Genomic DNA, 18,759 nt, shown 5'->3' on the forward strand with positions numbered 1-18,759 from the left:
ATCGACTCCGGAGTCGATCAGGGCCACCGTCACTCCGCGTCCCGTGCTGGACTTCCAAACCTCCGGCGCATGCATGGCATCGAGGTACCACTGCCGCGCCCGGATCGACTCCGCCTGAGCGGGGCCGGCCGAGAGCCCTACGAGTAGCAGACCGAGAGCGGCCGAGGTTATGGAGGTGATTCGACGGCGCCGCATGCCTCTGGTACGCATGTGCCTTCCTGGGGGTTGATGGACGCGGACTCAGTCGACCACGGGGGGAAGAGCCCGGCGTCCGTCTCTGGCCCAGGTCTCCTCGTCTTCCACGAGATAGTCCGGCCGCTTGCCGTGCTGCTCCTGCGGCTTTCGGGAGTCCACAGACCGCGCTGCGGCGCCGGTACGGCCCACTTGGGAGCCCTGCGCCTGGTCGGCGGCCTTGGACGACGGGCGAACGAGTCCGGAGCCCCCCGAGGTGAAGGGACGACCGCCGGAACGCCCCGGCTGGCCGGAACGCCCACCGAGGACCCCGCCCGTCTCGGACGCGAGTCGGCGACCGGAGCCGCCCATGGCCCCTGCCGAGCGAGCCCCCTCAACCGAGCCCGGGGAGAAGGCGCGGCCGAGAGGAGTGCGCCCCTGTCCGTTCTCCCCTCCGATGACGGTTCCCCGCGGAATTCCGTTGACCGGGCGCCCAGTTGCGCTGACCGGCCGTCCTCCGACGATCCCTGTTTCCCGAGGCATGCGCGGCATGCCCTCGATCGGCTTCGCCAGGCCGGGTACCTGCGGGAGCCGCCCCATGCCCGGCGCCCGCGCCGGCAACTCCACACCGGGGATGCGGCCACTTCCGGCGAAGGTCGGCGGCAAGCCTGTGGGCAGCCCCGCCGGTGACGCCTCACGCAGCGGCAGAGCCGGGCCGGACGCCCCCGTTGTGGCGGGTGGCGTCGACGTGCGAGGGAGCGTATCGGCGCCTGCACTGTCGATGTTCAGAGACACGGGCTCATGTGGAACGGGAAAATGCAGGCTTGAACGTGTCCTGTCGTCTACAGCAGAGGCTGCCGAAACATGGTGCACGGCAGCGGGCTGTACGCCACCTCGGGAACCACCCGTATGGGCCGTGGGACTGGCAGCACTCGACGAGCTGTGCCCGACGTACGCGGTGCCCTTGGCCAGATTTGTGTTCTCGTCACCAACCCACCAGGCATCCGGCGCCCCCCGCCCCGCCGCAGGCGCGAACGTGGGCGGCGTCAAGCTGTTCACCTGCATGGCCGAATGCTCGTACGCTCCCGCCAGCTTCAGCATCTGCTGGATCGCGGCCTCGCGGGTCGCGTCGATGTGGGCCTGCGCGTTGGTCGCATCGGTATGCGCGGTTGTGGCCGCCTTACGGGCGTCGGGATCGTTCCGCACCCCTGGCTGCTTCGCGACATCGATCGTCTTGTGGGCGTCGGCCAGAGCAGCCTTCGCTCGTGTTGTCTCCGAGACGTCCGGCATGGAGGCCTTCGCGTCGGCGATGGCGTGTGAGACCGTGGCCATCCAGTCGGACGCCGCCTGCGCGTAGTCACCGAGACGCAGCGTGGCACTGGCGGTGTGACCGCCCCAGTCGCGGAACGAGTCGCCGGCCTTGCCCTGCCACTCCAGTTCCTTGACGTGCTTCATCAGGCCGTCGCCGATCTCCCTGATCGTCGTAGCGGCCTTGGACAGCTTCACGGAGAGATGAGACGCGGACGCCATGTCCGCTGACTCCAGCATGGCCGCCAGCTGCTCGTGCGTCATGGACTCGAAGTCCGTGCGGCTGAGCTTCGGCTGTTTCGGCTGCTCGCTCACCACTCCTCCTTACCCATCTCGATGTCCTTGACAGGCTTCTTCGGGGCATAAGGATCCCGCGCCGCGTCGTAATACTTCTCCGCCTCCGCGTTCACCGCCCGCATCCGCGCCTTGATGTCCTCGTCGAGGTTCTCGTAGCCCACGCGGGAGGCGTGGACCGCGAGGCTCATGCTCTCGATCTGGGCGCTGAGGGCCTTGGAGAGGTTCTCCAACTCGTCGTGGACGATGGTGTACGAGTCGTGGAGGAACTGCGCCTCCTTGAAGGTGGCCGCCCCGAGCTGGGCCCGAGGCAGCCGGTCCTCGCCGACCTTGCCCGGTGCCGCCTCCGACTTGTCCAGCTCGACCAGCAGCGCGTCGACCCGCTTCTTGAAGCTCTTCATGGCGTTGTGCTGGATGTCCAGCGCCATCGCCGGGTTGACCCCCGCCAGGGTGTCGAAGCCGGTCCCCGTGTCAGGAACCTTGGCGCCCCCGTCCGAACTCACCTCAGCCGCCTCCCCGTTCTCCCCGTGTCATCCCCGTCCCTTCGCTCGTCCGAACGCAGGAACGGGGGTGGTTTCCATCGATCACTCTAATGGCGTTGCGGAAGCAACCCCAGTTGAATAAGGGACGTTCCGCGCTTGCGGGAAACGAACACGCCACGCCCCGGCGGCATGGGACGCGCCCGTACCGTGCCGAGGATGTCGCCCTCGCTGGGGTCGCCCGAAAGGACGACGCCCTGTGCGCCCAGCTCCTTCACCCGCTGCATGAACGACTCGTACATCGCCCGCGAGGCACCCGCCTGGCTGCGGGCGATGATGAACTTCACGCCGACGTCCCGCGCGAACGGCAGATGCTCGACCAACTGACTCAGCGGATTGCCGGAGTTGGTCGCCACCAGCTCGTAGTCGTCGATGATGACGAAGAGCTGCGGGCCGCTCCACCAGCTGCGGTCGCGCAACTGCTGCGGGGTGATGTCCGGCTTCGGCGCGCGCATCTCCATGAACTGCCGGATCGCGTCCATGTGGACCTGCATCGCCGAGGCCATCGGCGCATACTCCAGCAGGTGCTCCTCCCCGACCGCCTCCAGCATGGTGCGCCGGTAGTCGCCGACGACGATGCGCGCCTCGGCCGGGGTGTACCGCTCGGTGATCTGCTTGGCGATCAGCCGCAGCAGGTTGGTCTTGCCGGACTCGCTCTCCCCGAAGACCAGGAAGAACGGGTCGGTGTCCAGGTCGACGAAGACCGGCTCCAGGTTGGCCTCGTCGATGCCGATCGCGAAGCCCGCCTGCGGGAACTCGAAGCCCTTGGGAAGCTGGTCGGCCGGCAGCTTGCGCGGCAGCAGACGCACGGTCGGAGCGGCGGGACCCTCCCAGCCGGCCTTGACCCGCTGGACCAGCGCGGCCGTCGCCTCGGACAGATCGCCCGCCGACGAGGAGCCGTCGATGCGGGGGAGCGCCGTCATGAAGTGCAGCTTCTCCGGGACCTGGCCGCGGCCGGGCACGCCCGCCGGGACGTTCACCGCGACCTTGCGGTCGAACTCGGAGTCCATCGGGTCGCCCAGCCGCAGTTCGAGCCGGCTGAGGATCTGGTCCTTCAGGGCCGCGCGGACCTCCATGTAGCGCGACGCGGAGACGACGACATGGATGCCGTAGCCGAGTCCGCGGCCCGCGATGTCGTTGACGACACCCTCCAGGCCCTCGTACTCCGTCTTGAAATTGCCCCAGCCGTCGATGACCAGGAACACGTCCCCCCACGCCTCGCCCGGCAGTTCGCCCGCCGCGCGGCGCCTGCGGTACGTGGCGACGGAGTCGATGCCGTTCGTGCGGAAGAACTGCTCGCGGCGGTTGAGGATGCCCGCGACCTCGGCGACCGTACGACGCACCCGCTCCGGGTCCAGCCGGGAGGCGACCCCGCCCACGTGCGGGAGGCCCGCCAGGGAGGAGAGACCGCCACCGCCGAAGTCCAGGCAGTAGAACTGCGTCTCCAGCGGGGTGTGGGTCAGCGCGAACGAGGCGACCAGCGAGCGCAGCAGCGTCGACTTTCCGGACTGCGGGCCGCCGACGACCATCATGTGGCCGGCCGCGCCGGAGAAGTCCCGGTAGAGCACCTCGCGCTTCTGCTCGAAGGGCTTGTCGATCAGACCCAGCGGCACGGTCAGCGCGCCCGCGCGCGGGTACTCCGGCGCGTGCAGACCCCGCTCGGGAGAGACCGACAGCGCGGGCAGCAGATGGTCGAGCGCGGGTGCCTCGTCCAGCGGGGGCAGCCACACCTGGTGCGCGGGCACGCCCTGGCCGTCGAGGCGCTGCACGATCACGTCCAGCACCGTGTCCGCCAGCGCGTCGTCCTCCGCGCGCGTGGCCCGCGCCCGCTCCTCGGCGGGATCGGGCGCCGCGTACGCCATCGGCACCGGAAGCGCCGTGAACCGCGCCGGACGGCGCTCCAGGGGCGCGTTGCCCCCGGTGACCTCGGCGCCGCCCGCGCGGTACGTGCCCGAGACGTACGCCGCCTTGAAGCGCGTCATCTCGTCCGTGCCGAACTTGAGGTACCCGGAACCGGGCACCGAGGGCAGGTGGTAGGCGTCCGGCACGCCGAGCGCCGCCCGCGACTCGGCGGCGGAGAACGTCCGCAGACCGACCCGGTACGACAGATACGTGTCCAGACCGCGCAGCCGCCCCTCCTCCAACCGCTGGGAGGCCAGCAGGAGATGCACGCCCAGGGAGCGGCCGATACGGCCGATCTGGATGAACATGTCGATGAAGTCGGGCTTGGCGGTGAGGAGTTCGCTGAACTCGTCGATCACCAGGACGAGCGAGGCCAGCGGCTCCAGCGGGGCACCGGCCGCGCGCGCCTTCTCGTAGTCGTGGATGTTGGCGTAGTTGCCCGCCGCCCGCAGCAGCTCCTGGCGGCGCTGGAGTTCGCCCCGGATCGCGTCGCCCATGCGGTCGACCAGGGTGAGGTCGTCGGAGAGGTTGGTGATGACGGCCGCGACGTGCGGCATCTGGGACATGCCCGCGAAGGTCGCGCCGCCCTTGAAGTCCGCGAGGACGAAGTTCAGCGTCTCCGAGGAGTGCGTGACCGCGAGGCCGAGCACCAGGGTGCGCAGCAGCTCCGACTTGCCGGAGCCGGTCGCGCCCACGCACAGGCCGTGCGGGCCCATGCCGTCCTGCGCGGCCTCCTTCAGGTCCAGCATCACCGGCTGGCCGTCCTCGCCGACGCCGATCGGCACCCGCAGCCGCTCCGACATGGAGCGCGGCCGCCAGGTGCGCCGTACGTCCACCGAGGCGGCGTCCCCGAGGCCGAGCAGATCGGTGAAGTCCAGGTTGGACAGCAGCGGTTCGTCGTCGTCCCCGCCACCCATCCGCAAGGGGGCGAGCTGGCGGGCCAGCGCCTCGGCGCCGGGCAGCGACAGTCCGTCAGGGGTGCCCTCGAAGGCCACCTCGCCCCCGGAGTCCAGCCGCAGCCGCTCCGGGCGCACCACGATGGAGAGGTCACCGCGCGGGGTGTCCAGCTCGCCGGACACGACCTCCACGATCGTCACCCCTTGGAGGCCCTCGGCGGCCGCGAACGCCGACGACGGCGGCACGATCCCGCCGTCGAGCACCACCAGGATGTGCGGCTGGTCCAGCAGCGGCTGCCCGCCCCGGCTGAACCGGGGCCGCTCCTCCAGCCGCCCGGCCAGCAACTGCTCCAGCTCACCCAGGTCGTCGCTGAACAGGCGGCGGGTGCCCGCGCCGTCGAACTGGCCCGGCAACTGGCAGTGCGGCAGCCACTTCGTCCAGTCCCAGCGCTCCGCCGCGCCCCGCGAGGCCACCACGGCCACGACCAGGTCGTCGGGGGAGTGCAGGGTCGTCGCCTGCGCCACCAGGGCGCGCGCGGCGGACTGGGCGCGCTCCGGGTCGCCGGAGACCGTCACGTGGTAGAAGGCGCGCAGCGACAGCGCCACCGGGAGGCCGTCCAACTGGCCGTGCACCGACAGAAAACGCTGCATGGCGCCCGCGCACAGCGGCTCCAGCTCGTCCACCGGCGCGGTCTGCGGCGCCATCAGGGGCGTGGCCAACTGCTGCGGGCCCAGGCCGATCCGGACCTGCCCGAAGTCCTCGTCCGCCACCCGCCGTTCCCACACCCGGCTGCCCTCGGCGACCAGCGACCACAACTGCTCGGGGGCGGGGTGCAGATAGAGCTGCGCGTCCCGCTGACGCAGGGCGGTCCTGCGTACCGAGCGCCGCGTCTGGGCCAGGTAACGGAGGTAGTCCCGGCGGACGTCGGCCATTTGCCCTTGCGTACCGCGACGGTGCCGGACGATCTGGGAGACCACCATCGCGGCCGTGGACACGAGCATGACCACACCCATGATCCGCATGAACGGATGGGCGTTCGGGGATGCGAAGTAGAACACCACGGAGGAGCCCATGCCGAGGGTCGGCAGGACCTGCATCAGCATGCCCTCCTGCTGCCCGCGCGGCAGCTCGGGAGGAGCTTCCAATTGCACCTCTTCCGAGGGCACTTCGGGCGGCAGCGCACGAGGCGGGCGCTTGATGACGAGCTGGCTCACCGGAGCGTCAATCCTCCTGCGCGGACGATCGGTTGATCACCGGCACCCCCGTGGCGACGGTCGTCCTCCGCTTGCCGGCGATCCTACTGGTCACCACTGACACCGGGCCCCGGTAGGGTGACGCCCGCAGCGTGCGCATCCGCGAACAGGGGGTCTGTGAAGGTGACTACGACAGCGGCGACGGGATTCAGCAGGGTCACGGTCGTGGCACCCGACAGCCGCATCGACGTGGCGCTTCCGGTGGACATCGCCGTGGCCGACATCTACCCGGAGATACTGCGGCTGACCGGCCAGACCCAGGAGGTCGGCACCCCGGCCGGCTACCACCTGGTCCGCCGCGACGGCCGCGTGCTCGACAGCGCCCGCACCCTCGCCGACGAGGACGTACTGGACGGCGAGGTGCTGAGCCTGCGCCCCTTCGCCGAGTCCCTGCCGCCCGCCGTCTACGACGACGTCTCCGACGCCGTCGCCTCCGCCGTCGTCCGCGACCGGCACCTGTGGAGCGAGGACCTGCTGCGCGTCGCAGGACTCGCGGGCGGCGCCCTGCTGATCCTGCTGACCGGCTTCGTCCTCTGGTACGCCGACCCCGTACGCCACGACATGCACGGCCTGCCCGGCGTCATCGCGGGCGGTCTCGGCGTGCTCCTCACCGCCTTCGCCGGGGTCCGCGCGCGGGTGTACGGCGACCGGGGCGCGGCCGTCGCCGTGGGCCTGGGCGCGCTGCCGCTGCTGATGATCGCCGGTTCCGGGATCATCGGCGCACCGGCCGCCCAGGGGCCGGGCAAGCTCCAGTTCATGCTCGGCTGCGTGGCCGTCCTCATCGCCTCGGTCGTCCTGGTGGTGCTCACGCCCGGCGGGGACGCGCCCTTCGTCGCGGCCTCCTTCCTGGCGACCGTCGGCACCGTCGCCACCTTCGTGGCCCTGCTCGCCGACGCCTCCGCCACCGCGACCGCCGCCGTGTGCGCCCCCGTCGCCATCGGCCTGGTCGCCTTCCTGCCCGGCCTCTCCGCCCGCTTCGCCCGGCTGCCCATCGGCTACGCCTCGCCGCACTCCGCCACCGACGACGCCTTCGACCCGGACACCGCGCAGGGCGCCGACGCCGAACCGCTCGACGCCGACCTCGTCGCCGCCCAGGCCCGGCGCGGGCACGAGATGCTGCTCGGCCTGGTCGGCGGCACGGCGGCCCTGGTCGTCGCCTCCGCCGCCGTCCTCGGCTTCTGCGACAACGTCTGGGGTCAGCTCCTCGCGCTCACCACCGGCCTCGCCATGCTGATCCGCGCGCGGCTGTTCCGGTACACCGCCCAGGTGTCCTGCGTCCTGGTCGCCGGCCTCGCCGCGGTCGCGCTGCTGCTGCTCGGCCTCGCCCTGAACCCGCCCCACGCGGCCCTCACCGACTTCGTGCTCCACCAGGACCGCGGCGCCCTCGACCTGCGCACCGCCTGGCTGACGGCAGCCGTCGCCGCGGGCGCCCTACTGATCACAGCGATCGGCCTGATCGTCCCCGCCAAGGGCCTCTCCCCCTTCTGGGGCCGCTTCCTCGACCTTGCCGAGGGCGCCGTCCTGCTCGCCCTGGCCCCCCTGTGCCTCGCCACCCTCGGCGTCCTCGCGGACGTACGCTCGATGGTCGGCTAGGTGCCGTGAAGGGGCCCCGGACCGCCCTGGTACCCTGAGTGACGGCCGTTCGTGTACGCACCCCCGGAGCACCCGCTCTGGAGGCCGCGCTCAGCGAGTCCCCGCCTCCCGAGTAACGGAAGCTCCCCCGAGATTCAGACCGGGGGCACTCGGTGGCAACCACCATGAGGAGTACGAGTGTCTCTCGACGCCGCTACGAAGAAGCAGATCATCGCCGAGTTCGGCCAGAAGGAGGGCGACACCGGCTCCCCCGAGGTCCAGGTCGCCATGCTGTCGCGCCGGATCTCCGACCTGACCGAGCACCTCAAGGCCCACAAGCACGACCACCACTCCCGCCGTGGTCTGCTGATCCTGGTCGGTCAGCGCCGTCGCCTGCTGCAGTACCTGGCCAAGAAGGACATCCAGCGCTTCCGCGCCCTGGTCGACCGCCTCGGCATCCGCCGCGGTGCGGCCGGCGCCAAGTAAGTCGCCATGAGGGAGCGGTTCCCGAGCATGTCGGGAGCCGCTCCTTTTTTGGCTGTACGGGCCCACCGCCCGTACCCGCTGTAGGTGCGGAAACGTGCGGACTGTCACTCCCCCTTTGTAGGGTGTTGGCACAACGCATCACGTACGACACAGAACGAGGAGACGCGCACCGCGCCGCCGCCGGTCCTCGGTAGTGGCCCCCAGGGGGAAGAGAGACCCTGGGTGCTTCGATCGAAGACCGGCCCGCACCAGACGGAGCGCATCTCCCACCACCGTCCCTCCGCCACACGGGCGAGCGGGACGAAGACGAGGAGAGAACGCTAGTGGAGAACGAGACCCACTACGCCGAGGCCGTCATCGACAACGGTTCCTTCGGCACCCGCACCATCCGCTTCGAGACGGGCCGCCTGGCCAAGCAGGCCGCCGGCTCCGCCGTGGCGTACCTGGACGACGACACCATGGTGCTGTCGGCCACCACCGCCTCCAAGACCCCCAAGGACCAGCTCGACTTCTTCCCCCTCACGGTGGACGTCGAGGAGCGGATGTACGCCGCCGGCAAGATCCCCGGCAGCTTCTTCCGCCGTGAGGGCCGCCCCTCCGAGGACGCGATCCTCACCTGCCGCCTGATCGACCGCCCGCTGCGCCCGTCCTTCAAGAAGGGCCTGCGCAACGAGATCCAGGTCGTCGCCACCATCATGGCGCTCAACCCGGACCACCTGTACGACGTCGTGGCGATCAACGCCGCGTCCGCGTCGACGCAGCTCGCCGGCCTGCCCTTCTCCGGCCCGATCGGCGGCGTCCGCGTCGCGCTGATCCGCGGCCAGTGGGTCGCGTTCCCGACGCACACCGAGCTCGAGGACGCCGTCTTCGACATGGTGGTCGCCGGCCGCGTCCTTGAGGACGGCGACGTCGCGATCATGATGGTCGAGGCCGAGGCCACCGACCAGACGATCAAGCTGGTCGAGGGCGGCGCCGAGGCGCCCACCGAGGAGGTCGTGGCCGCCGGTCTCGAGGCCGCCAAGCCCTTCATCAAGGTCCTCTGCCGCGCCCAGGCCGACCTCGCCTCCAAGGCCGCCAAGCCCGAGGGCGAGTTCCCGATCTTCCTGGACTACCAGGACGACGTGTACCAGGCGCTGAAGAAGGCCGTGCAGCCCGAGCTTGCCCAGGCGCTCACCATCGCCGGCAAGCAGGAGCGCGAGGCCGAGCTGGACCGCGTCAAGGCTCTGGCCGCCGAGAAGCTCCTGCCGGAGTTCGAGGGCCGCGAGAAGGAGATCTCCGCCGCTTACCGTGCGCTGACCAAGCAGCTGGTCCGCGAGCGTGTGATCAAGGAGAAGAAGCGCATCGACGGCCGCGGCGTCACGGACATCCGTACGCTCGCCGCCGAGGTCGAGGCCATCCCGCGCGTGCACGGTTCGGCGCTGTTCGAGCGTGGCGAGACCCAGATCCTGGGCATCACCACCCTGAACATGCTCCGCATGGAGCAGCAGCTCGACACCCTCTCCCCGGTGACGCGCAAGCGCTACATGCACAACTACAACTTCCCGCCGTACTCCGTCGGTGAGACCGGCCGCGTCGGCTCCCCGAAGCGCCGCGAGATCGGCCACGGCGCCCTCGCCGAGCGCGCCCTCGTGCCGGTGCTGCCGACGCGCGAGGAGTTCCCCTACGCGATCCGCCAGGTGTCCGAGGCCCTCGGCTCCAACGGTTCGACGTCCATGGGCTCGGTTTGCGCCTCCACCATGTCGCTGCTGAACGCCGGTGTGCCGCTCAAGGCCCCCGTCGCCGGTATCGCCATGGGCCTGATCTCCGAGCAGGCCGACGGCGAGACGCACTACGTCACCCTCACCGACATCCTCGGTGCGGAGGACGCCTTCGGCGACATGGACTTCAAGGTCGCCGGCACCAAGGACTTCGTGACCGCCCTCCAGCTCGACACCAAGCTGGACGGCATCCCGGCGTCCGTCCTGGCCGCGGCCCTCAAGCAGGCCCGCGACGCCCGTCTCCACATCCTCGACGTGATGATGGAGGCCATCGACCGGCCCGACGAGATGTCCCCGAACGCCCCGCGGATCATCACCGTCAAGATCCCGGTCGACAAGATCGGTGAGGTCATCGGCCCCAAGGGCAAGATGATCAACCAGATCCAGGAGGACACGGGCGCCGACATCACGATCGAGGACGACGGCACGATCTACATCGGCGCGGTGGACGGACCGTCCGCCGAGGCCGCCCGCGCCACGATCAACGGCATCGCCAACCCGACGATGCCCGAGGTCGGCGAGCGCTACCTGGGTACGGTCGTGAAGACCACCACCTTCGGCGCGTTCGTCTCCCTGCTCCCCGGCAAGGACGGTCTGCTGCACATCTCGCAGATCCGCAAGCTCGCCGGCGGCAAGCGCGTGGAGAACGTCGAGGACGTCCTCGGTGTGGGCCAGAAGGTCCAGGTCGAGATCGCCGAGATCGACTCCCGCGGCAAGCTCTCCCTCATCCCCGTGATCGAGGGCGAGGACGGCTCGGACGACAAGAAGGACGACGCCGACCAGTGACGTCCCGTAGCTTCAAGGCGACGGCCCGCACCTCCTCGGAGGCGCGGGCCGTCGCCCGTACCCAAACCCTCATCAAGGGCAGAGACGGCATCGGCACCGTGCGCAGGACCACCCTGCCCGGCGGCCTGCGCATCGTCACCGAGACGCTGCCCTCCGTGCGCTCGGCCACCTTCGGTATCTGGGCGCACGTCGGCTCCCGCGATGAGACCCCCGCGCTGAACGGCGCCACTCACTACCTGGAGCACCTGCTCTTCAAGGGCACCGACAAGCGCTCCGCCCTCGACATCTCCGCCGCGGTCGACGCCGTCGGCGGCGAGATGAACGCGTTCACGGCCAAGGAGTACACGTGCTACTACGCACGCGTGCTCGACACCGACCTGCCGCTCGCCATCGACGTGGTGTGCGACATGCTGACCGGCTCGCTGATCCGCGAGGAGGACGTCGACGTCGAACGCGGCGCGATCCTCGAAGAGATCGCCATGACCGAGGACGACGCCGGTGACTGCGTGCACGACCTGTTCGCGCACACCATGTTCGGCGACAACGCGCTGGGCCGTCCGGTCCTCGGCACGGTCGACACCGTCAACGCCCTCACCGCCGACCGCATCCGCCGCTTCTACAAGAAGCACTACGACCCGACCCACCTCGTCGTCGCGGCCGCCGGCAACATCGACCACGCCAAGGTCGTCCGCCAGGTCCGCGCCGCCTTCGAGAAGTCGGGCGCGCTGCGGGACAACGGCGCCCAGCCCATCGCCCCGCGCGAGGGCAGCCGCACCATCCGCACCGCGGGCCGGGTCGAACTGGTCGGCCGCAAGACCGAGCAGGCCCATGTCATCCTCGGCATGCCCGGCATCGCCCGCACCGACGACCGCCGCTGGGCCATGGGCGTGCTCAACACCGCCCTGGGCGGCGGCATGTCCTCCCGGCTCTTCCAGGAGGTCCGGGAGAAGCGCGGCCTGGCCTACAGCGTGTACTCCTACACCTCGGCCTTCGCCGACTGCGGTCTGTTCGGGGTGTACGCGGGCTGCCGTCCGAGCCAGGTGCACGACGTGCTGAAGATCTGCCGGGACGAGCTGGACCAGGTCGCCGCGAACGGTCTCAGCGACGACGAGGTCAACCGGGCCATCGGCCAGATGAAGGGCGCCACCGTCCTCGGCCTGGAGGACACGGGCGCGCTGATGAACCGTATCGGCAAGAGCGAGCTGTGCTGGGGCGACCACATGTCGGTGGACGACATGCTGGCCCGGATCGCCGCGGTGACCCCGGACGAGGTCCGTTCCGTCGCCCGCGACATCCTGGGACAGCGCCCGTCGCTGTCGGTCATAGGCCCGCTGAAGGACAAGCAGGCCGCCCGGCTCGACGACGCGGTCGCCTGACCCCCAGCCCCTCAACTGCGGTAAGGAAACGAAGAGATGAGCAAGCTGCGCGTAGCGGTCCTCGGCGGAGGCGGCCGTATCGGGTCCGAGGCGGTACGGGCCGTCGAGGCCGCCGAGGACATGGAGCTGGTCGCCTCCCTCGGCCGGGGCGACAAGCTGGAGACGCTGGTGGACGCCGGCGCCCAGGTCGCCGTCGACCTCACCACCCCGGCCTCGGTCATGGGCAACCTCGACTTCTGCGTGCGCCACGGCATCCACGCGGTCGTCGGCACCACCGGCTGGACCGACGAACGCCTCGCGCAGCTGAAGGGCTGGCTCGACCAGTCCCCGGAGACGGGGGTGCTCATCGCCCCGAACTTCTCCATCGGCGCCGTCCTGACCATGAAGTTCGCGCAGATCGCCGCGCCCTGGTTCGAGTCCGTCGAGGTCGTCGAGCTGCACCACCCCAACAAGGTGGACGCCCCCTCCGGCACCGCCACCCGCACCGCCCAGCTCATCGCCGAGGCCCGCCGCAAGGCCGGCACCGCCGAGGCCCCGGACGCCACGGTCACCGCGCTGGACGGAGCCCGGGGCGCCGACGTGGACGGGGTGCCCGTGCACGCGGTCCGGCTGCGCGGCCTCCTGGCGCACCAGGAGGTCCTGCTGGGCGGAGAGGGCGAGACCCTCACCCTCCGCCACGACTCGCTGCACCACAGCAGCTTCATGCCGGGCATCCTGCTCGGTGTGCGCCGGGTGGGGTCCGCTCCGGGCCTCACCGTCGGCCTCGAAAACTTCCTGGACCTGGGCTGAGTACCCCCACCTCATGCGCGCGAAGATCACCTACCTCGTCACGGCCGCCGTCCTGGTCTTCTACTTCGTCCTGGTCGGCAGCCGGGGCGTGATGCTCATCCAGTCCGGCACGCTCCTCACCGTCACCTTCGGCGTGGCCGTGCTGATCCTGCCGGTCATCGGCGTCTGGTTCCTCTGGAAGAACACCCAGTTCGTCCGCCGGGCCAACCAGCTCGCCGCCGAGCTGGAGGCCGAGGGCGGCCTGCCGGTCGACGAGCTGCGCCGCACCCCGGACGGCCGGATCGACCGGGACTCGGCCGACGAGGTGTTCGCCCGGCGCAAGGCCGAGACCGAGGCCGCGCCGGACGACTGGCGGAGCTGGTTCCGGCTCGCCGTCGCCTATCACGACGCCCGCGACACCCCGCGCGCCCGCAGGACGATGCAGCGTGCCATCGCCCTGCACGACGGCCGCCACATCCCGGCCTGACCCCTCAGCCCCGCCGGTACTCCGCCGCCCATGCCTCGATGGCATCGGAGGCCCGGTCGAACCCGGCGGGGCGGTTCAGGAAGTCCAGCGAGTGCGTGGTCAGCAGCGGGGGCGTGTCGTCGGGGGCGCGGTCGTCGCGGACCAGCGTCAGCGCCTGTCCCTGCACCGTGCGGGGCAGGCCCAGCCAGCGCACCGGCTGCTGTGCCGTCCGCAGTGAGACCACCCGCTCCCAGGGCACCGTCCGTGTCACCAGGAAGCCGACCTGGCGCAGGCCGCGCGGGCTGACCCAGACGCCCATGCGCAGCACCCGCAGCGCGCCGACGACGATCGCCGCGGCGAGCACGAAGGTGATCCCGGCTGAGGTCGTGGTGCCGGTCAGGGCGGTCAGCACGGATCCGAACAGGACGAACGAGGAGAACAGCAGCCCCAGCGCCGCCCCGCCCACCCGCCACGGGCCGGGACGGTACGGGCGCCGCCAGCGGTCCCGGTCCTCATAGGGCAGCGAGCTGTCGTCGGCCGCCTCGAAAGTGCGGTCGGCCGTCAGGAAGGGCAGGGGCACGGCTGTTCCTCGCAAGGTCCTCGCACGGGCTTGTGCCCGGTGAGGCTATCCGCCTGTGGCGGGGCTCACCAGCCGTGGGCGGCCACAAGAGTCAGTGACCCGGAGCCGCCTGCGACTGACCGGCCGGCGGCGCGGACGGAGTGGACAGCGCGGGCATGCCCACTATCAGCGCGCCCACTATCCCGGCGACCAGGGTCAGCACGAGCAGCGAGCGCCCCGCCCGCTCACCGCGCGACGGGCGCTCGGGGGGCGGGGGAGTGACATTGCCGCGGAACCTGTCCGCCTCGGCGACGAAGGCGAAGGGCACGGGCTCACGACGACGGAACATCTGGGGTGGGTCTCCTTCCGGGGGTCTGCGACCTCACCCCTTCAGACGACGGAGTGACCCGAAAGGTGCCCATGTCCGGAAAACCGCTGGATGCGATCTTTGAGGTGAGGTGTTGCTCTGACCGGTGCGCGTGCCCCGTATGGTGGCTGCAAACCGCAGAAGTGATGGAAGGACCTTTGTGACCACCCCCGAGCCGCTCACGCTCCGTAGCGACGTCACCGTCGAACTGGTGAAATCCAGCGCCTCCGACAGCGACGTCCTCTTCGCCGCCCGTGTCTCCACCCTGGGCGAGCAGTCGCTGGACGAGCTCCAGAAGGACCCCGAGCGCTCCAAGGGCCTCATCAACTACCTGGTGCGGGACCGGCACGGCAGCCCGTTCGAGCACAACTCGATGACCTTCCTCGTCAGCGCCCCGATCTTCGTCTTCCGCGAGTTCATGCGGCACCGCGTGGGCTGGTCCTACAACGAGGAATCGGGCCGCTACCGGGAGCTGCAGCCGGTCTTCTACGTCCCCGACACCTCCCGCAAGCTGGTCCAGGAAGGCCGCCCGGGCAAGTACGTCTTCGTCGAGGGCAGCCCCGCCCAGTACGACGCGGTGCGCGACACCCTGACGGAGTCCTACGAGCAGGCGTACGCCGCCTACCAGAAGCTCCTCGCCGAGGGCGTCGCCCGCGAGGTCGCCCGCGCGGCCCTCCCGGTCGGCCTCTACTCCTCGATGTACGCCACCTGCAACGCCCGCTCCCTGATGCACTTCCTGGGCCTTCGCACCCAGCACGAGCTGGCCAAGGTGCCGTCCTTCCCGCAGCGGGAGATCGAGATGGTGGGCGAGAAGATGGAGGCCGAGTGGGCCCGTCTGATGCCGCTCACCTACGCCGCCTTCAACGCCAACGGCCGCGTCGCCCCGTAACCCTGTTCCCCCGCGCGGAACGGATGTACGGGTCAGCCTCCCGAAGTGTCCGTATTGCGGCATTTAGAGAAGTTCATCTAGCCTGATCAAACGGACCCGGCACTGCTTGAACCCCCGAGCAGGCAGTGCCGGGCTCCTTGTTGACCGGGAGTTTGACCCGCGTTTGTCCTGACTTTCCCGACACCCCACGGGCAGACCATGGATCGAGTACCGAGTAGCGTGTCACCCATGGCTCCGACCTCGACTCCGCAGACCCCCTTCGGGCGGGTCCTCACCGCCATGGTCACGCCCTTCACGGCGGACGGCGCACTCGACCTAGACGGCGCGCAGCGGCTCGCCGCCCACCTGGTGGACGCAGGCAACGACGGCCTGATCGTCAACGGCACCACCGGCGAGTCACCCACCACCAGCGACGCGGAGAAATCGGACCTCGTACGAGCCGTCGTGGAAGCGGTCGGCGACCGCGCCCGCGTCGTGGCCGGAGTCGGCACCAACGACACCCACCACACACTGGAACTGGCCCGCCAGGCCGAACGCGACGGCGCACACGGCCTGCTCGTCGTCACGCCGTACTACAACAAGCCCCCGCAGGAGGGTTTGTACCGCCACTTCACGGCCGTCGCCGACAACACCGGCCTCCCGGTGATGCTCTACGACATCCCCGGCCGCAGCGGTGTCCCGATCAGCACCGAGACCCTGGTCCGCCTCGCGGAGCACCCCCGGATCGTCGCCAACAAGGACGCCAAGGGCGACCTCGGCCGCGCCAGCTGGGCCATCGCCCGCTCCGGCCTCGCCTGGTACTCCGGCGACGACATGCTGAACCTCCCCCTGCTCTCCGTCGGCGCCGTCGGCTTCGTCTCCGTCGTGGGCCACCTCGTCGCCCCCGACCTGCGCGCCCTCGTGGACGCCTACACCTCGGGCGACGTCGTCAAGGCCGCCGAGATCCACCAGAAGCTGCTCCCCGTGTACACCGGCGTCTTCCGCACCCAGGGCGTCATGACCACCAAGGCCGCGCTCGCCCTGCTGGGCCTGCCCGCCGGTCCGCTGCGCGCCCCCATGGTCGAGTGCTCCCCGGAGGAGATCGCCCAGCTCAAGATCGATCTTGCTGCCGGCGGGGTACAGCTCTGACAACAGACTTCAGCACCATCCGAGCCACACAACCGCACGTCACAACAGCACAGCGGGCGCACCGGCGTCCCGCCCCCTCTTACGACAACCGCACGCACTGAACGTCATGCGCGCCACGTGCCCATCGGTACGTGGCGCGTGTGGTCAGGAGAGTCTTTTGAGTCATCCGCACCCTGAACTGGCCCCGCCGCCGCCGCTCGCCAAGGGCGGCCTGCGCGTCACCCCCCTCGGCGGTCTCGGTGAGATCGGCCGGAACATGACGGTCTTCGAGTACGACGGCCGTCTGCTGATCGTCGACTGCGGCGTGCTCTTCCCCGAGGAGGAGCAGCCGGGAATCGACCTGATCCTGCCGGACTTCTCGTCCATCCGGGACCGCCTCGACGACATCGAGGGCATCGTTCTCACGCACGGTCACGAGGACCACATCGGCGCGGTCCCCTACCTGCTGCGCGAGAAGCCCGACATCCCGCTGATCGGCTCCAAGCTGACCCTCGCGCTGATCGAGGCCAAGCTCCAGGAGCACCGCATCCGCCCGTACACGCTGGAGGTGGAGGCGGGGGACCGTGAGCGGGTCGGCCCCTTCGACCTCGAGTTCGTCGCGGTCAACCACTCCATCCCGGACGCCCTCGCGGTCGCCATCCGCACCCCGGCCGGCATGGTCGTGCACACCGGCGACTTCAAGATGGACCAGCTCCCGCTGGACGGCCGGCTCACCGACCTGCACGCCTTCGCGCGGCTGAGTGAGGAGGGCATCGACCTCCTCCTCTCGGACTCCACGAACGCCGAGGTACCCGGCTTCGTCCCGCCCGAGCGCGACATCTCCAACGTGCTGGACAACGTCTTCGCGGGTGCGCACAGCCGCATCATCGTGGCGAGCTTCGCCAGCCATGTGCACCGCATCCAGCAGATCCTGGACACCGCCCACAAGTACGGCCGCAAGGTCGCCTTCGTCGGCCGCTCCATGGTCCGCAACATGGGCATCGCGCGGGACCTCGGCTACCTGAAGGTCCCGCCGGGCCTGGTCGTCGACGTCAAGCAGCTCGACGACCTGCCGGCCGACAAGGTCGTCCTGGTCTGCACGGGCTCCCAGGGCGAGCCGATGGCGGCCCTGTCCCGCATGGCCAACCGGGACCACCAGATCCGCATCGTCGAGGGCGACACGGTCATCCTGGCCTCGTCCCTCATCCCCGGCAACGAGAACGCGGTCTACCGCGTGATCAACGGCCTCACCCGCTGGGGCGCCAACGTCGTGCACAAGGGCAACGCCAAGGTGCACGTCTCGGGCCACGCGTCCGCGGGCGAGCTGCTGTACTTCTACAACATCTGCCGCCCGAAGAACCTCATGCCGGTCCACGGCGAATGGCGCCACCTCCGCGCCAACGCCGAGCTGGGCGCCGCTACCGGCGTTCCGCACGACCGGATCGTCATCGCCGAGGACGGCGTCGTCGTCGACCTGGTCGAGGGCAAGGCGAAGATCGCGGGCAAGGTGCAGGCCGGTTACGTCTACGTCGACGGCCTCTCGGTCGGCGATGTACGCGAGCCCGCACTGAAGGACCGCAAGATCCTCGGCGACGAGGGCATCATCTCGGTCTTCGTGGTGATGGACGCCTCCACCGGCAAGATCACGGGTGGCCCGCACATCCAGGCCCGCGGCTCCGGCATCGACGACGGTGCCTTCGCCGACGTCCTCCCGAAGATCACGGAGTCGCTGGAGCGGTCCGCCCAGGACGGCGTCGTGGAGCCCCACCAGCTCCAGCAGCTCATCCGGCGGACGCTCGGCAAGTGGGTCTCGGACACCTACCGCCGGCGCCCGATGATCCTCCCGGTCGTCGTCGAAGTCTGATTCACGACGCGCTGACCTGCACTGGGGGCCCCTCGACACCGGTCGAGGGGCCCCCAGTCGCAGGCGTCCGGGGAACACTCGCTCGAAAAAATCTTGACAGGGCGGGTTGACACCCCCATGGCCGATCCGTAGAGTCCTTGGTCTGCCCCGGAGCCGTAACGGTTCCGCGGTGGCACCTCGCCGCGCAAGCGGTACTCAACCTCCAGCTCGACTCTCCCCGCTCGGGATTGCTTTCGGCACGTCCGAATGCAATTCGAATGGGAACCGGCGGCCCGATTAGGAACTGCCGGGGATGATCCGCTAAGGTTTGAGACGTCGGAACGGCCCAGCGGGCCGGGAAGACAACCCCCTCTGACTGGGAATCAGACGCCGAAAGGATCTGATAGAGTCGGAACCGC

At 70.1% G+C, this 18,759-nt stretch carries 14 protein-coding genes; 9 read left to right on the forward strand and 5 right to left on the reverse strand.

The genetic code is table 11. The features are described from left to right. Window positions 1–240: 240 nt before the first annotated feature. The 3 genes from CCN33_RS03110 to eccCa all read right to left on the reverse strand — a co-directional run bounded on the left by CCN33_RS03110 (window position 241) and on the right by eccCa (window position 6,325). Window positions 241–1,794 (reverse strand): hypothetical protein, encoded by a 1,554-nt coding sequence (locus tag CCN33_RS03110; protein WP_086690818.1) that lies wholly within the window; start codon window positions 1,792–1,794, stop codon window positions 241–243. After that, a complete protein-coding gene (locus tag CCN33_RS03115; protein ID WP_086690821.1) occupies window positions 1,791–2,276 on the reverse strand; it encodes a hypothetical protein in 486 nt (161 codons plus the stop codon). The genes CCN33_RS03110 and CCN33_RS03115 overlap by 4 nt, the downstream gene beginning before the upstream one ends. An 86-nt stretch (window positions 2,277–2,362) precedes the next feature. Continuing rightward, window positions 2,363–6,325, reverse strand: coding sequence for a type VII secretion protein EccCa (gene eccCa, locus CCN33_RS03120; protein ID WP_086690823.1), 3,963 nt, complete (start codon window positions 6,323–6,325; stop codon window positions 2,363–2,365). A 162-nt stretch (window positions 6,326–6,487) separates the two neighbouring features. Between eccCa and eccD the strand changes: the two genes are divergently transcribed. The 6 genes from eccD (at window position 6,488) to CCN33_RS03150 (ending at window position 13,596) form a co-directional block, all read left to right on the forward strand. Beyond that, complete coding sequence (gene eccD, locus CCN33_RS03125; RefSeq protein ID WP_167387755.1) at window positions 6,488–7,957, forward strand: type VII secretion integral membrane protein EccD; 1,470 nt, start codon at window positions 6,488–6,490, stop codon at window positions 7,955–7,957. A 177-nt stretch (window positions 7,958–8,134) separates the two neighbouring features. Then, window positions 8,135–8,422, forward strand: coding sequence for a 30S ribosomal protein S15 (gene rpsO / locus CCN33_RS03130; RefSeq protein ID WP_030816847.1), 288 nt, complete (start codon window positions 8,135–8,137; stop codon window positions 8,420–8,422). 323 nt (window positions 8,423–8,745) lie between these two features. Then, window positions 8,746–10,965: a polyribonucleotide nucleotidyltransferase gene (locus tag CCN33_RS03135; protein WP_086690827.1), complete on the forward strand. Its 2,220-nt coding sequence runs from the start codon at window positions 8,746–8,748 to the stop codon at window positions 10,963–10,965. Then, window positions 10,962–12,341 carry a M16 family metallopeptidase gene (locus tag CCN33_RS03140; protein ID WP_086690829.1) on the forward strand — a complete coding sequence of 460 codons (1,380 nt, stop codon included), beginning with the start codon at window positions 10,962–10,964 and terminating at the stop codon, window positions 12,339–12,341. The genes CCN33_RS03135 and CCN33_RS03140 overlap by 4 nt, the downstream gene beginning before the upstream one ends. 36 nt (window positions 12,342–12,377) lie before the next feature. Beyond that, a complete protein-coding gene (gene dapB / locus CCN33_RS03145; protein WP_086690832.1) occupies window positions 12,378–13,130 on the forward strand; it encodes a 4-hydroxy-tetrahydrodipicolinate reductase in 753 nt (250 codons plus the stop codon). A 13-nt stretch (window positions 13,131–13,143) separates the two neighbouring features. Beyond that, window positions 13,144–13,596, forward strand: coding sequence for a tetratricopeptide repeat protein (locus CCN33_RS03150; protein WP_086690835.1), 453 nt, complete (start codon window positions 13,144–13,146; stop codon window positions 13,594–13,596). Window positions 13,597–13,600: 4 nt separating this feature from the next. Here the strand turns inward: CCN33_RS03150 and CCN33_RS03155 are convergent, their stop codons facing one another. After that, window positions 13,601–14,155: a hypothetical protein gene (locus CCN33_RS03155; RefSeq protein WP_086690837.1), complete on the reverse strand. Its 555-nt coding sequence runs from the start codon at window positions 14,153–14,155 to the stop codon at window positions 13,601–13,603. A gap of 91 nt (window positions 14,156–14,246) precedes the next feature. Continuing rightward, a complete protein-coding gene (locus tag CCN33_RS03160) occupies window positions 14,247–14,483 on the reverse strand; it encodes a hypothetical protein (RefSeq protein WP_086690841.1) in 237 nt (78 codons plus the stop codon). Between the two features lie 139 nt (window positions 14,484–14,622). On the opposite strand from CCN33_RS03160, the gene thyX reads away from it, so the two are divergent. From thyX to CCN33_RS03175, 3 genes are all read left to right on the forward strand, one after another. Next, entirely contained in the window at window positions 14,623–15,390 is a 768-nt protein-coding gene (thyX, locus tag CCN33_RS03165) for an FAD-dependent thymidylate synthase (protein WP_381146360.1), read from the forward strand. A 228-nt stretch (window positions 15,391–15,618) separates the two neighbouring features. Beyond that, window positions 15,619–16,518 carry a 4-hydroxy-tetrahydrodipicolinate synthase gene (gene dapA, locus CCN33_RS03170; RefSeq protein ID WP_030816863.1) on the forward strand — a complete coding sequence of 300 codons (900 nt, stop codon included), beginning with the start codon at window positions 15,619–15,621 and terminating at the stop codon, window positions 16,516–16,518. A gap of 157 nt (window positions 16,519–16,675) precedes the next feature. Further along, the gene (locus CCN33_RS03175) at window positions 16,676–18,361 is read left to right on the forward strand and encodes a ribonuclease J (protein WP_086690847.1); all 1,686 of its coding nucleotides are present in this window, start codon (window positions 16,676–16,678) and stop codon (window positions 18,359–18,361) included. Window positions 18,362–18,759: the final 398 nt, after the last annotated feature.

Source organism: Streptomyces recifensis (assembly GCF_002154615.1).
Taxonomy (GTDB): Bacteria; Actinomycetota; Actinomycetes; order Streptomycetales; family Streptomycetaceae; genus Streptomyces; species Streptomyces griseoluteus.

Excerpts from the sequence above, each read along its gene's own strand:
- dapB (WP_086690832.1), top strand. The coding sequence starts at position 12,378 with ATGAGCAAGCTGCGCGTAGCGGTCCTCGGCGGAGGCGGCCGTATCGGG.
- CCN33_RS03150 (WP_086690835.1), top strand. The coding sequence starts at position 13,144 with ATGCGCGCGAAGATCACCTACCTCGTCACGGCCGCCGTCCTGGTCTTC.
- CCN33_RS03160 (WP_086690841.1), bottom strand. The coding sequence starts at position 14,483 with ATGTTCCGTCGTCGTGAGCCCGTGCCCTTCGCCTTCGTCGCCGAGGCG.
- thyX (WP_381146360.1), top strand. The coding sequence starts at position 14,623 with ATGGTGGCTGCAAACCGCAGAAGTGATGGAAGGACCTTTGTGACCACC.
- dapA (WP_030816863.1), top strand. The coding sequence starts at position 15,619 with ATGGCTCCGACCTCGACTCCGCAGACCCCCTTCGGGCGGGTCCTCACC.